Source organism: Bradyrhizobium sp. McL0615, from assembly GCF_049993905.1.
Taxonomy (GTDB): domain Bacteria; phylum Pseudomonadota; class Alphaproteobacteria; order Rhizobiales; family Xanthobacteraceae; genus Bradyrhizobium.
Genome location: NZ_CP188254.1, coordinates 2,852,732 through 2,866,648, shown reverse-complemented (window position 1 = coordinate 2,866,648; position 13,917 = coordinate 2,852,732). Strand labels below are relative to the sequence as shown.

11 protein-coding genes are annotated in these 13,917 nt (G+C 63.6%); 3 read left to right on the top strand and 8 right to left on the bottom strand.

Features of this window, described 5'->3' with window-relative positions:
- Window positions 1–29: 29 nt before the first annotated feature.
- The 4 genes from ACPPVP_RS13655 to ACPPVP_RS13640 form a co-directional block, all read right to left on the bottom strand.
- A complete protein-coding gene (locus tag ACPPVP_RS13655; RefSeq protein ID WP_426534995.1) occupies window positions 30–2,891 on the bottom strand; it encodes an autotransporter outer membrane beta-barrel domain-containing protein in 2,862 nt (953 codons plus the stop codon).
- 258 nt (window positions 2,892–3,149) lie between these two features.
- Window positions 3,150–4,139: a DMT family transporter gene (locus tag ACPPVP_RS13650; RefSeq protein ID WP_426534993.1), complete on the bottom strand. Its 990-nt coding sequence runs from the start codon at window positions 4,137–4,139 to the stop codon at window positions 3,150–3,152.
- Window positions 4,140–4,496: 357 nt separating this feature from the next.
- On the bottom strand, window positions 4,497–5,339 hold the full coding sequence (locus ACPPVP_RS13645; RefSeq protein WP_426534991.1) for an aldo/keto reductase: 843 nt from the start codon (window positions 5,337–5,339) through the stop codon (window positions 4,497–4,499).
- A 7-nt stretch (window positions 5,340–5,346) separates the two neighbouring features.
- Complete coding sequence (locus ACPPVP_RS13640) at window positions 5,347–5,973, bottom strand: LysR family transcriptional regulator (RefSeq protein WP_426534989.1); 627 nt, start codon at window positions 5,971–5,973, stop codon at window positions 5,347–5,349.
- 127 nt (window positions 5,974–6,100) lie between these two features.
- Here ACPPVP_RS13640 and ACPPVP_RS13635 point away from each other — a divergent pair, with 127 nt between their 5' ends.
- From ACPPVP_RS13635 to ACPPVP_RS13625, 3 genes are read left to right on the top strand one after another with little or no spacing between them, the layout of a single operon-like run.
- On the top strand, window positions 6,101–6,970 hold the full coding sequence (locus tag ACPPVP_RS13635; RefSeq protein ID WP_426534987.1) for a VOC family protein: 870 nt from the start codon (window positions 6,101–6,103) through the stop codon (window positions 6,968–6,970).
- 1 nt (window position 6,971) lies between these two features.
- Window positions 6,972–7,358 (top strand): RidA family protein, encoded by a 387-nt coding sequence (locus ACPPVP_RS13630; RefSeq protein ID WP_426534985.1) that lies wholly within the window; start codon window positions 6,972–6,974, stop codon window positions 7,356–7,358.
- Between the two features lie 34 nt (window positions 7,359–7,392).
- Window positions 7,393–8,067, top strand: a complete 675-nt coding sequence (locus ACPPVP_RS13625; RefSeq protein ID WP_426534983.1) for an L-2-amino-thiazoline-4-carboxylic acid hydrolase — start codon at window positions 7,393–7,395, stop codon at window positions 8,065–8,067.
- A 61-nt stretch (window positions 8,068–8,128) separates the two neighbouring features.
- Here ACPPVP_RS13625 and ACPPVP_RS13620 read toward each other — a convergent pair whose 3' ends face one another.
- The 4 genes from ACPPVP_RS13620 to ACPPVP_RS13605 form a co-directional block, all read right to left on the bottom strand.
- The gene (locus ACPPVP_RS13620; RefSeq protein ID WP_426534981.1) at window positions 8,129–9,430 is read right to left on the bottom strand and encodes an aspartate aminotransferase family protein; all 1,302 of its coding nucleotides are present in this window, start codon (window positions 9,428–9,430) and stop codon (window positions 8,129–8,131) included.
- A 108-nt stretch (window positions 9,431–9,538) separates the two neighbouring features.
- Window positions 9,539–12,244, bottom strand: coding sequence for a molybdopterin-dependent oxidoreductase (locus ACPPVP_RS13615; protein ID WP_426534979.1), 2,706 nt, complete (start codon window positions 12,242–12,244; stop codon window positions 9,539–9,541).
- A 13-nt stretch (window positions 12,245–12,257) separates the two neighbouring features.
- Window positions 12,258–13,475, bottom strand: a complete 1,218-nt coding sequence (locus ACPPVP_RS13610; protein WP_426534977.1) for an NAD(P)/FAD-dependent oxidoreductase — start codon at window positions 13,473–13,475, stop codon at window positions 12,258–12,260.
- 9 nt (window positions 13,476–13,484) lie between these two features.
- Entirely contained in the window at window positions 13,485–13,910 is a 426-nt protein-coding gene (locus ACPPVP_RS13605; protein WP_426534975.1) for a globin family protein, read from the bottom strand.
- Window positions 13,911–13,917: the final 7 nt, after the last annotated feature.

Here is a 13,917-nt window from a genome sequence, read left to right as displayed (position 1 = left end):
CGGCGTTTTTCTCACCTTAGCATGGAGGATCACCACGCATAGCGCACAACCCCCTTGCCGGCATAGGAATTGGTCACGTTGGAGAACTGGCCTTCGAAGACGGCCGCCGCCGACCAGCCGCTCAGCCATTTCATCTCGGCAGCAGCCGTGACCAATGCGGAGTCATGTGCCTGCGCCGCGCCGTTGACGACGAAGGCCGCGCCCGGCAGCGTCTGGAACAAGGCGGTGACGTTGCGGTCGGTGTTGAAATCATGCGCCCAGGCGGCGCGGCCGCGCAGGGTCAGGATGCCGTTCGAGATCGCAAACGACTTGTCGGTGCGAACGCCGAGTTCGGTGCGTGAGGCCGTGACGTCCCTGGCCGCATAGTTCAGCGCAAAGGTGCCGGCGCCCGCCAGCACCTGCTCGGCATAGGCCGACAGGCTGTAGGTGGTAAATTGCCCGGCGGCGTAGGGCGTGATGCCCATCCAGGGCGTCACATATCGGTAGCCGCCCTCGATGCGGCCGGAATATGCGTTGGCGTTGAACTCGGCGCGCAGGCGCTCGAAGCCCGCCGCCGTGACGGTGCGCTCGGTGGTCACGTCCTGCCAGCCATAGGCCGCGGCGGCGGTGACATAGGCGTTGCCGAAGTTGTGGCGAACGAAGGCGCCGGCCTGGAACAGATCCGAGCGTCCGGAGCCGAAACCGCTGACGCTGAAGTTGGTGCCGCCACCGGCGAGCGCAAAACCGGCCAGCGTGTCGGGCGAGAGGCGATAGTCGGCACCGACCACGAATCCGAACGCACGCGCGGTCGCGTCGTTCGATCCGAGCGCGGCGTTGCCCGAGGTGTTGCTGCCGCCACCGTAGGCGGAGCCCCAGATGCTCCAGCGCTGATCGAACCGGTCGTTGCGGGCGATATCGGCTTTGGTTGGGAACCTGGCGAAGGCATCGCGCACGGCGGGCTTCTTCGCGCCGTAACCAAGCGCGCTCTCCTCGGCGAACGGGATCGCGCCTGCGCTGCCACCGAAGCCGTCATTGCGGCCTGCCACGAACGGATCCGAGATCAGCGACAGGAACAGGTTCATGGCGTCGAAGGTCGCCTGCTGCGATCCGGTCGCCAGCTCGCCCGAGACCTGCGTGAGGCCGGCCGGTGAGAGCGAGGTGAAGCCGACGGGAATGCCGCCGGTCGTATTGAAGAAATTGGTCAGCGCATTGGCGACGTTCTGCTGGTTGACGTTGAGGCCGCCGCCGTAGTTCAGCGCGAAATTCAGATAGACGTTGATGGCGTCGTAGCTCAGCGTCGGATTCAGGTTGGACGAAACGCCCGACACCGCCGGATTGAACGTGTCGGGCAGGCCGCCGGTCGCGGTCAGGATCGTGTAGTGCTTCGCCACCGTGCCGATCGGCACGACCACGACGGTGGCGCCGCCAAGGGTCGCCACGCCGGTGACCCGGGTCAGATCGCTGCTCGCACCCGAAATCTCGACCATGTAGCTCGACGCCGCCGAGAAGGTCAGGCTGCCCGCCACGTTGAGGGTGCCGATCGAATTGCCCGGCGCGAGCACGCCGCCATTGACGAGGACGTTATCGATGGTGCCGGTGCCACCGAGTGTGCCGCCGGCATTGATGGTGACGAGACCGTTGATCACGCCGTTGACCGAGAGCGTGCCGCCGAGAACGTTCCAGTCTTGCGCGCCGGTGCCGGTGACGGTCCAGTTCGAGCTGCCGACCTTGTTGAAGGTCGAGAAGCCGTCATACTGATTGCCCGCGCCGATCAGGCTGAGGTTGAAGTTATCCTTGCCGGAGCCGCCGAGCTGGAACGTGTCGGTGCCATTGCCGAGCACGAGGCCGTTGATGACGCTGCCCGGGCCGAGCGTCAGCACGCTGTTGCCACAGCCGCAGAGTTCGATCGCCGCGAAACCGATCGCGGCGTTGATCGTGCCCGAGTTGAAAACGGTGCCGGTGCCGCCAAGGTGAATGCCTGCGGCGCCCGCGCCGACATTGATCTTGCCGGTGTTGATGATGGAGTTGCTGCCACCAGAACTGGAAACGTCGATACCGCTGCCGCCGTTTCCAACGGTGATGGCGCCGCTATTCGTGATGGTATTGGAATCGCCGAACACGAGAATGCCAACAGCATTGTTGCCGAGCAGCAGTTGGCCGCTCTGGTTGATGGTTCCAGACAAGCCGTTATAGGCGATACCGACGCTTCCAGCTCCGCCGTTGATCGTTCCAAAATGCGTAATCAGGGCGCGGTCGCCCTGCGTCGCGATTCCGGCGCCGTTGCTACCGATGTTGAGCAGCCCATTGCTCGTGACCAGGGCATCGGTGCCGAATACATCGATCGCGGCACCCGAACCGGTCGTGCTGATCGTGCCGGCGTTGTTGACGATGGCGCGATTGCCCTGCAGCAGGATTCCGTCGGCGTTCGATCCGGCGGTGATGGTGGCGCCGGCCAGGTTGCTGACGGTGTTGTCGTCATTGATGCCAACGATGGCGCCCGACAATCCGGCCGCGTTGCCGACCGTGATGGCGCCCGCGTTGGTCACGGTGCTGTTGCCGGCGGTGAAGATTCCCACGCCATGAGCGCCGAGGGTGATGACGCCAGAGGCGGCGTTGACGATCGTGTTGTTGACGCCGGCAAAGATTCCAGTGCTGTTTGGCCCGGCGGAGAGCGTGCCGCTGTTGGTGACCGCGTTGAAGTCGTTGACGCCGATGATCACGCCGCCGCCGTTGCTGACGGTCGCGCCGGACAGCACGTTGACGGTAAGGTTGTCGACGCCGCCGCCGGCCTGAAAGCCGGCCGGGGTGTTGCCGCTGCAGGTGACGGTCTCGCCGCTCGACGCCGGATCGGGCGCGCAGGCCGCGTTCGCGGGTGCCGCCAACAGGCTCAGGCCAGCGAGAAATGCCGACATGGCGACGGCCCGCACAGCCGCATCACGGCGGCGTCGGCCTTGCGCCAACGGTAGCGACTGAAAATGCAAACGCCCGAACCCCGTTTCCCCGGCGCACTGCGGCGCCATCGGAACTTGTTAGCATGGGTTCCGCCGTAGAATTACGGAAGCGGGGTTGTATCCCCCAGATCGGCACCACAACCGGGCGTTTTGCGACGCCGCTGTGGCACCCGCGCCACGGTTTTGGCGATGTAAACGTGACCGCCTGGCTGGGCGGGATCAGGCGTTCGGCGACGGCTCGCCCGGAACGGCCAGAAGCTGCGAGCGCCTGACGCGCTCGCGATGGGCGGTATACAGGCCAGACGCGACGATGAAGGCGGCGCCGGTGACGGTGTAGACATCAGGGACTTCGCCAAAGATCAGGAAGCCGAGCACGCTCACCCACAGCAATTGCGTGTAGGAAAACGGCGCCAGCACGGAAGCATCGGCATAACGGAATGCCAGCACCACGATCCATTGGCCCGCGGTGGAGGCGACGCCGATGAAGATGCCGAAGGCGATGTCGTGCCAGGTTGGCGTCACCCAGACGAACGGCACCAGTGCCGAGAGGATGCAGACGCCCGCGATCGACGAATAGGTCATCACGGTAATGGCACGCTCGGTGCCGCTCATCATCCGCGTCATGATCAGCGTGCAGGCCCAGGCCAGCGCCGAGACCAGCGGGAAGAACGCCGCGGGATGAAACGCGCCGGTGCCGGGACGCAGGATGATGATGACGCCGATCAGGCCGACGCCGGTCGCGATCCAGCGGCGCATGCCGACCTTCTCGCCGAGAAAGACGATCGACAGCGCGGTGACCAGCAGCGGCGCGACGAAACCGGTGGCGGAGGCTTCCGCGATCGGCAGGAACCGCAGGCCGGAAATGAAGAACAGCGACGAGGCCAGCACCGTCACCCCGCGCATCAGCTGCAGGCCGAGCCGATTTGTCGGCAGCGCAAACAGCGGCGAGCCCGGCATCATCGCCGGCGTCATGATCAGCGCGAACACCACGAAGCGGATCCACGCGATCTCGATCGACGGCAGCGTCGCGGACAGGTATTTTGCGGTCACATCCGAGATGCCGAGAAATATTGTCGACGCCAGGATCAGTGCGATGCCCTTGAACGGCCGATCGGCGCGCGCGGGCGCCTTGCGAAGGGCGGACTTCTTTTCGGGCAAAGGTATCGGAGCGCTGTCCAGCCTGGCGGCTGCGGCGGGGGGCGGTGTCACGGCAATCTCAAAAGGCAGTAAATTTCGAATCGGGCGAGGTTGCAAAAAACACCAATTCGCCCGATGCGACTAGGTCCGAAAACAGGATGCGGATATGCGCTGAGGGGGCAATTGCAGCAGTTTGTTAAGGACGGTGTTCCCTCAGCGCGTTGATGCGAAGCAATTGCGCGAGCTCTTCTTCAACCTCGCCCCGCTTGCGGGGAGAGGTCGGAATTTGCGCGAAGCGCGAATTCCGGGTGAGGGGGTACAGGTCTATCAACAAACCGCAGCATTCGCGGTGAGAGCCCCTCACCCCGACCCTCTAAGAGCGAGCTTCGCTCGTCTCGACCCCGCAAGTGCGGGGCGAGGGTGAAGAGATCAGAGCATCGGCAGGCCGCGCGGCTTGGGGCCGCGCGGAAAGGCCTTGTCGAGTGCGGCGATCTCGGCATCGCTGAGCGACATCTTTCCGGCAGCGGCGTTGTCCGTGGCGTGCTCCGCGTTCGATGCTTTCGGAATCGCGAGCACCGATGGCGCGCGCGTGAGAAACGCCAGTGCGACCTGACGCGGCGTCGCCTTGTGCGCGTCCGCAATCGCCTGCAGCGCCTCGCCGCCTTTGCTGCGCGCGGATGGAAAGTCATTATGGCCGAATGGCGAATAGGCGACGACGGCGACGCCGCGCTGCTCGCACCACGGAATCACCGCGTGCTCGATCGCGCGCTCCTGCAGATGATAGAGCACCTGATTGCAGGCGATCTTGCCCTCGCCCGCGACATCGAGCAGTTCGTCGAGATCGTCCGAATCGAAATTGCTGACGCCCCACGAGCGGATCTTTCCGGCAGCCACCAGTTCGTCGAACGCCGCCACCGTCTCCTCGAACGGATACGAGCCGCGCCAGTGCAGCAGATAGCAATCGAGATGATCGGTCTTCAGCCGCTTCAGCGAACGCTCGCAGGCGGTGATGGTGCCGCGCCGCGAGGCGTTGCTCGGCAACACTTTTGATACCAGAAACAGTTTTTCGCGCGGCAGGCCGGCGATGGCGTCCGCGATCACGGGCTCGGCCTCGCCATACATCTCGGCGGTATCGATATGCGTCATGCCGGTCTCGATGCCCCGGCGCAGCGCGGCGATGGCGGCCTTGCGGTCGCCGCGGTCGAGATACCAGGTGCCCTGCCCGATCACGGATACATCAGGGCCGTGCGTGCCGAATTTTTTCTGTTTCACAATTACCTCAACTTCTGACGATGCCGACCAGACGGCGGCGATGCAGCGGGAGCGCGTTCTCCGCCGGCAGACCGCGCAGCCAATCGCGAAAGCCCGATATCTCGGGGCAATCCGCCGTGCCGGCGGGCGCAATCAGCCAGTCGCCGACCCCCGATCCCTCCGTCACGCGGTCGCAGCGGTAGCCCGGATGGTGGCCGAGCCCGCGAGCGATCAGCACATCGACCTTGCCCTCGATCAACTCATGCAGGCCGGCGGGCTGCAGCACCCGCAAACCGATTTCGACATGGGTGGCGCGAAACTGCTCCAGTTCCAGACGGCGCAGATCGAAGCTGCCGTGGACGCCGAGTTGCAGCAGCACCGCGCCCACCGGCTTCAATTTTTCGGTCGCATTGGCGATGCGACGAAAGCCGTCGGAAATTTCCGGCAGATAGGCCTGGCCGGCCTCGGTGAGGACGAGCTGCTTGTGCAGTCGCTCGAACAGGCGGACGCCAAGGCGCGCTTCCAGCGCCTTCACCTGCTGCCCCACGGCGGCAGGCGTCACATGCAGCTCATGCGCGGCGAGCTTGAAGCTGAGATGCCGGGCTGCGGCTTCGAACGCGCGGAGCGCATTGAGCGGTGGAAGGATGTAGGTCATCGCCGTCCAGTTTGTCACTGATAGGGGCTGGCCTTGCAATAGATTTTCTTGCGCTGGACCGCAGCAACAATGCTTTGCTCCGGGGTGCTGCCGAAGGATACGGTCGGCCGGCCATCCGGAGATCCCCATGCCTCGCCGACTAGATCATCTCGTCATCTGTGTCCGCGATCTGGCGCAGGCCGCGCTGGACTGGCAAACGCTCGGCTTCAGGCTAACGCCGACCGGCGTGCATCCATTCGGAACCAGCAACCGCCTGGCGATGTTCGCCAACAATTTTCTCGAACTGCTGGCGGTCACCGATGCGGCGGCGGCGCCGCCGGCCGCGCCTGGTCGATTCAGCTTCGCCGCCCACAACCAGGATTTTCTCGCCACCGCCGAGGGAATGTCGATGCTGGCGATGCACAGCGCCGACGCCCATGCCGATGCGGCGCGCTTTAAGGGCCATCACATCGGCGCCTATGCGCCGTTCGATTTTGGCCGTGACGCGGTGCTTCCCAGCGGCGGCACGGCGCGCGTGGAATTTTCGCTCGCCTTCGCCACCGATCCCGCGATGCCCGGGATCGCCTTCTTCACCTGCCAGCAGCGTCACCCGCCAGAACTGTTCTGGAAGCCGCAATATCAGCGCCACCCCAACGGCGCCCTGCGCGTGATCGAGGTGGTGATGTCGGCGCCGGAGCCGGCGGTGCATCGCGGTTTCCTCGAACACATCACCGAAAGCGCCGCCGAGCTTGCGCCCGGGCGACTGACGGTCGGCGCGCGCGGCGACCGGATCACCGTGCTCAGCCCGCCCGAGATGGCGCGCCGGCTGCCGGGCTTGGCCGTCGCACCGACGCCGCGCTTTTGCGCCGCGCGTCTGGCGGTCACCGACCTGGATGCAACCAGGCGGGCCTTGAAAAGCAACGGCGTCGGGTTCGAGGTGAGCGACGCCGTGCTGCTGGTTCCGCCCACGGCATCGCATGGTCTGGCGCTGGAATTCGTCGAACAGGAGACAATCTGAGATGGCTCATATCACCCGCCATAATCCCGCAAGCGTCCATGCGCCTTCCAGCGGCTACAGCATGGGGCTCGAACTTTCTCAGCATCGCCGGCTGCTGTTCATCAGCGGGCAGGTGCCGGAAGAATCTGACGGCAGCCTGCCCGAAGGTTTCGAGGCGCAATGCGAGCAGGCCTGGCGCAACATCATCGCGGTGCTCGCCGCCGCAGGCCTCGGTGTCGAGCATCTGGTCAAGATCAACACGTTCCTGACCGACCGAAGCCAAGTGGTGACCAACCGCGCCGTTCGCCGCAAGATGCTCGCGGAAAACGAGCCCGCGTCCACGGTGATGATCGCGGAAACCGTCGACGGCAAATGGTTGCTGGAGATCGAGGCGATCGCCGCGGAATGAAACGCATACGGCTGATGCTGCGGAGAGACATCGCATGAGCGAAATTCATCCATTTTACCAGGCGCATCGCGGCGCGATGGAAGCCGCCATGCGCCAGCGCCTCGATCTGGCTGAGACGATGCTGCGCGAACGCGCGCATCTGGCGGATTTGGACAAAGTCCGACAGGATGTGATGGATGAGTTCGAAATCGTGCTCAGCCAGATGCCTTATGTCGGTGGCGCGGCCAGCCGCATGAGCGACTTCTTCATGCGCTTGATGGGCTTCATGGCGATCGGGCGCGTGCTCCGGCGACATGGCGTTGCTCTGCCGATCATTGGCGATATCGAGCGAGAAAGTTACAAGGCTCAATTGCTGACCGTCCCCGAGGCCGAACGGCTCGCCTCGGGACGTCAGTTCTTGTCTCCGGAGAACCAATCCTTGCTGCGCGAACAGGCCGCAAAAAGCCTGGCGAACGAATATAAGGAGGATTTTGTCTACGATTTCGTCGAGCCGGAGCCCGGCGACAGCTTTGAATTCGGCATCGACTACAAGGCTTGTGGTTTCTGCAAATTCGCGGCGCGTCACGGCGATAGAGAAATCCTCCCGCACATTTGCGGACTTGATTTCGAGGCCTACGCAACCCGTGGCATTCGTCTGGAACGAACCCAGACGCTGGCCGGCGGCGCCAGCCACTGCAATTTTCGGTTCTCGCGGCTAGAAACGAAGTAGGTCATGATGTCGAGCAGCCTCAGACCGAATGAATTGAGGTCAGATAGCTTCGACATCGACGCTACAACACCTTAAGCATTGCCTGTTCGAGAAGCGTCAGGCCAAGATCGATCTCCTCATCGCTTATGGTAAGCGGCGGAGCGAGGCGGAAGACGCCGCCCATTCCAGGCAGTTGGACAATATTCATGCTAAGTCCGAGCGCCATGCACTCGCGTGTGATAGCGGCTCCAAGCTCGGGTGCAACCTCTTTTCCAGAACGGCTTTTGACAATCTCGACGCCAAGCAACAGTCCGCGCCCGCGAATGTCGCCGATACATCCAAATCGTTGTTGAAGCTTCCGCAACCCGCTCTCAAGTCGCTGACCGGCGCTCCGCGCGCGCTCTACCAGGCCATCCCGCTGAACAATCTCCAGGACCTTCAGGCCGACTGCCGCGGGCAGTGGATCAGAGACATGCGTCGTATAGAAAAGAAATCCTCGATCGTAACATTTTTCTTCAATCTCCTGCGACGTCACCACCGCAGAAAGTGGCAATCCGGCCCCTAAGGTTTTCGATAGCGTGAGAATATCCGGCGTCACTTCATCTCGTTCGAAAGCGAACATCATTCCCGTGCGGCCTACTCCGGTTTGCGCTTCATCGAGAATCAACAGCATGCCACGTTCGCTGCACTTTCTTTTCAGAGCTTTTAGATAGCCGACCGGCAAATCGATAAGCCCACCGGAACTCAATATCGGCTCGGCGATAAACGCGGCGAGACTTCCGGATGATTGCCTGTCAATCAAGTCGAACGCGTAATCGAGTTCGTCTTGCCACCTGAAAACCCCATCGCGCTCAAAGCGAGTTCTGTAGAGGTAGGGTGCAGGAATCGCCAATGAACCAACTGCCGCTGGCCCATAGCCTCTTCGACCAGCGCTGTAGGTTGCCGATGCAGCCCCACCAGTCATGCCGTGCCACGACTGCGCAAAGCTTACGATTTCAAATTTGCCCGTATAAAGCTTGGCCATCTTGATAGCCGCTTCGTTGGCTTCACCTCCCGTGCTTAGAAGCATTGACCGATCCAGGCCAGGAGGCGTCAATTCGGCCAGCCTCGTGGCAAGATCAACGACCGGTCGCGACAACATTCCACTGAACAAGTGGTCCAGATTGCGAATGTGTTCGGTTACAGTTTCTGATATTTCTGGATGACCGTGTCCGAGCAGCGAGCTCATTTGGCCTGATGTGAAATCTAGTATGCCTCGTCCGTCGGCGTCATAAACAAAGCTGCCTTGCGCTCGTTCAATAATCACCGGCGCAAACGCTCCACCATAGCGTATGAGGTGCTGCTGCGCGGACTGCCAAAACTCTGGCTCTGAATTAGCCGACATCGCTTCTCCTTAAACTGAATTCGAGTCAGCCTACGGAGAGATGGTGATCAAAAAAAGCTAAAATTCGTGAGTTGGCGCGGTCAGGCTCCGCAATGACAGCGGACAATTCTAGTTCGCCGCCGCCAGCTTCCGCTGCCCCGCATCGCTCAGCCCCGTCTGCGCGATCAACCGCTTCAATTCCGGAATGCAGGAACCGCAATTGGTGCCGGCTTTCAGCCTGGCGCCGATGTCCGCCGCCGAACGCGCGCCGGCCGCGATGGTATCGCAGATGGTGTTGCGGCCGACGCCGAAGCAGGCGCAGACGATTGGGCCGGCAGTGGCAAGGCCGTCGGCCGATTTGCCCGACAGCAGCATGCGGCGCTGGTCGGTGCCGAGCGTATCGGCTGCAAACAGGCCCTTCACCACATTCCAGTCGCCGGCGTCGCGCGCGGGCCCGATGAACAGGCAGGTTTCGATGCGGTCGCCGCTAAACGACGCGGCGCGATAGACGCCGCCGCCGAAATCCACGTATTCGGCAATGTCGTCGCGCGCGAACGATTTCAGCCAGGACTGCCAGCCCACGAGATCGGCATTGTCGGCGAACAGGTAACCGTGACCACCGTTGACGGCGACGCGTGTGGCCCACGCATGCGCGGGCAGTTCGAGCGGCTTGCGCGACAGTGCAAAGCCCCGGAACACGTATTCGTAAGGCGTGATCGATGCCGGCGTCGCCTTGTTCTCGGGCTGGCCGGAGAACGGATCGGTAATGGGAGCCACCAGCGACCCGACACGCGCGCCGGTGGCGTTCGCCCTGCTCCAATGGATCGGCGCGAACAGCATGCCGCGCTGCTGGCGCTCGCTGACGATCACGCGAAGCGTACATTTCCCATAGTCGGTCGTGACCCGTGCGAAGTCGCCGTCGGCGACGCCAAACTTCAAGGCATCGTCGGGATGAACCTCGACGAAGGGCTCCGGCAGATGCTGCCCGAGCCGCGGGCTTTCGCCCGTGCGCGTCATGGTGTGCCATTGGTCCCTGATGCGGCCGGTATTGAGCCGCAGCGGGCGTGCCGCCGTGGTCTCGGTGCGCAACGCGGGAATTTCCGGCGCGATGAAGCGAGCCCTGAAATCGTTGGCGAAGAAGCCGCCTTCGGCGAAGAAGCGCGCCTGCGGCTCGGCACCCTGCCGGGCCGGCCATTGCACCGGCGCCATCGCGTCGAATTCGCTGTCCGACAGCGAAGTCAGCGCGCCGATGTCGAAGTCGCGCGCGCCCTCGTTCTCGAATGCCGAGAGCGCGGCATGTTCTCGAAAAATATCCGCCGGCGAAGTAAAACCGAACGCAGCGCCGAAGCCGAGGCGCCTGGCGACCTCGGCCATGATCCACCAATCCGGCCTGGCTTCGCCCGGTGAGGAAAGGAACGCGCGCTGCCGCGAGATACACCGTTCCGAATTGGTCACCGTGCCGGATTTCTCGCCCCACGCCTGCGCCGGCAGCAGCACGTGCGTGCCGACGTCGACCGTGTCGTTGGATATGACATTTTCGGAAACCACGAACAGTTCGAGTTTCTTCAGCGCCTCGCGAACGCCATCGGCATCCGGCAGCGACACGGCAGGGTTGGTTCCCATCACCCACAGCGCCTTGATCTCGCCGCGCGCGATGGCCTCGAACATCTGGACCGCTTTCAGGCCCTCATGGGTGGCGATGCGCGGCGCCTTCCAGAACCGGCGCACGCGGTCGATATCCGGCGGCGTAAATCCCATGTGGGCGGCGAGCTGGTTGGCGAGCCCGCCGACCTCGCGGCCGCCCATCGCATTGGGCTGCCCGGTCAGCGAGAACGGCGATGCGCCGACCTTGCCGATCCGCCCGGTCGCGAGATGGCAATTGACGATGGCGTTGACCTTGTCGGTGCCCTGCGCCGACTGGTTGACGCCCTGCGAATACAGCGTGACGACACGCGCGGTGTTCGCAAACATCTGGAAGAATGTCGCGACGTCCTGCTCGGAGAGGCCGGTCGCCAGCGCGGTTGCACTGGGGCTACCGGCCATGCTGCGCGCGCGGGCGATCGCGTCGTCGAACCCTGCGGTGTAGCGCTCGATGTAATCCCGATCGAACGCACCATTATCAGCGAGGTGAACCAGCAACCCGCTGAACAGCGCCGTATCGGTGCCCGGCTTCAATCCCAGGAACAGATCGTCGTCGCCGACAGTGTCGGTCCGGCGCGGATCGATCACGACCATCCGCGCGCCGCGCTTCTGCTTGTTGGCAAGCATGCGCTGGTACAGCACCGGATGGCACCAGGCCGCGTTGGAGCCGACTAGCACCAGAAGATCCGCCTCGTCGAGATCTTCATAGCAGCCCGGCACGGTGTCGGCGCCGAAGGCGCGGCGATGGCCCGCAACCGATGAGGCCATGCAGAGCCGCGAATTGGTGTCGACATTGGCGCTGCCGATGAAACCCTTCATCAGCTTGTTGGCGACGTAATAGTCCTCCGTCAGCAACTGACCGGAGAGATAGAACGCGACCGCGCCCGGGCCGTCGCGCGCGACGATGTGCTGGAAGCGGTGCGCGACATGGTCGAGCGCGTCGCTCCAGGCCACCCGCTCCATGGTGCCCTTGCCGCAGCGGATCATCGGATAGAGCAGCCGGTTGGTCAGGCCGAGCGTCTCGCCGAGCGCCGAGCCCTTCGAGCAGAGCCGGCCGAAATTGGCGGGATGCGTTGGATCGCCCGATATCGCCGCCCCGCCCCGTCCGTCCGGCGTCGCCAGAATGCCGCAACCGACGCCGCAATAGGCGCAGGTGGTGCTGATGGCGCGCAGGTCGGGATCGATGGCGGTCATGGCGGCAACCGGATCATGCAGCTTCCGAACGGATCGCGAGCGAGCGGCCGAACATCATGTCGGCACGAATTCTTTGTGTCGGCTGCCGCGAGCGGATCAGTTCGAGATACCACAACGCGTCGGCGACATCGCCGATCAGGACCGCACCGATCAACCGCCCGCCTGATATTACAAGCTTCTTGTAGGTGCCATGATTGATATCTGACAGCACGATGGTCTCGCTGCCGTCGCCGCCGATGAAATCGCCGGCGGAGAACACGCTGACGCCGGAGACTTTTAAATTGGTCGCGACGATGCTGCCGGGATAGGAAGCCTCGCGCCCGGCGAGATGCCGCGCCAGCACCCGCGCCTGCTCATAGGCCGGTTCGACCAACCCGTAGCAGATGCCGCGATGCTCGGCGCATTCGCCGATCGCGAATACGTCCGCCGCGCCGGTCTGCAGATGGTCGTCGACCACGATGCCGCGGTTGACGGATATGCCGGCTTCCTTGGCGAGCGCGATGTTCGGCCGGATGCCCGCCGCGAAGATCACCGCGTCAGCCGGAATCAGCCGGCCGTCCACCAGTTCGAGTCCTTCGACACGCGTCTCGCCATGAATGCGCGCGGTGTTGGCGTTGAGCAGGACTTCGATTCCCTTGCGCTCGACCAGGGATTTCAGGAGTTCGGCTGCGGGGGCATCGAGCTGGCGTTCCATCAGGCGATCCATCAGATGAACCAGCGTCACCGGCGCGCCGGCCTTGGCGAGGCCGTAGGCTGCTTCGAGGCCCAGCAATCCGCCGCCGACCACCACCACGCGCTTCTTCTGCGCCGCCAGCGTCAGCAACAAATCGACGTCGCGGCTATCACGGAACGTATGCACGCCGGCGAGGTCCGCGCCCGGCACGTTGAGCCGCAGCGCCGACGAGCCTGTGGTCAGCACCAGTTTCGAAAACGGAACGCTCTCGTCATTCGCGATCTTGAGTTCGCGGCGGCCGACATCGATTTCGGTGGCCGTGCAGCCATATTTCAGCGTGACGCCGCGGTCGCGCCACCAGGAGGCCGGCCGAAGCTCGATGTCCTGCGAAGTGGTCTCGCCGGCCAGCACCGAGGACAACAGCACGCGGTTATAGGCGAGCCGCGGTTCATCGCCGATCACGGCGATGGCGTAGCGGCCCAACGCCACCTTGGCCAATTCGTCGACCAGGCGGGCGGCGGCCATGCCGTTGCCGACGATGACAAGCGGTTCGCTCATGACGCATCCTCACTCGGCGGCTTGCGCCTCGCCGTACGCTTCGGAGATCATGTAACCGGACAGCGTGCCGTAGGCCGCAGTCCAGGCATCGGCAACGTCAGGCGTCCAGGCCTCGCCCAACCCCTTTTCGAGCGTCCACAACAGCGCACCCCCGACGACGGGATAGTGCTCCGGCTTGGCACCGTAGCCGACGTGACGCTTTGCCAAGGCACTGGCCGCCGGCAACACCGACCCGAGATTGCCGAGGCCGTTGACCACGACGGCGAGCGTTCCCATCAGCTTCTTGCGCTGCTCGGTCATGTCGGCGGGAAACATCGCCTTGACCGAGGGAGCGACTTCGAACAGGCGTTCGTAGAACAACATGGCGGCCTGTTCGGAAATCGGAGCGACCTTGGTGAAACTCTGCTGCACGAGATCGACTTGCTCAGGTGTCATCTTTCTT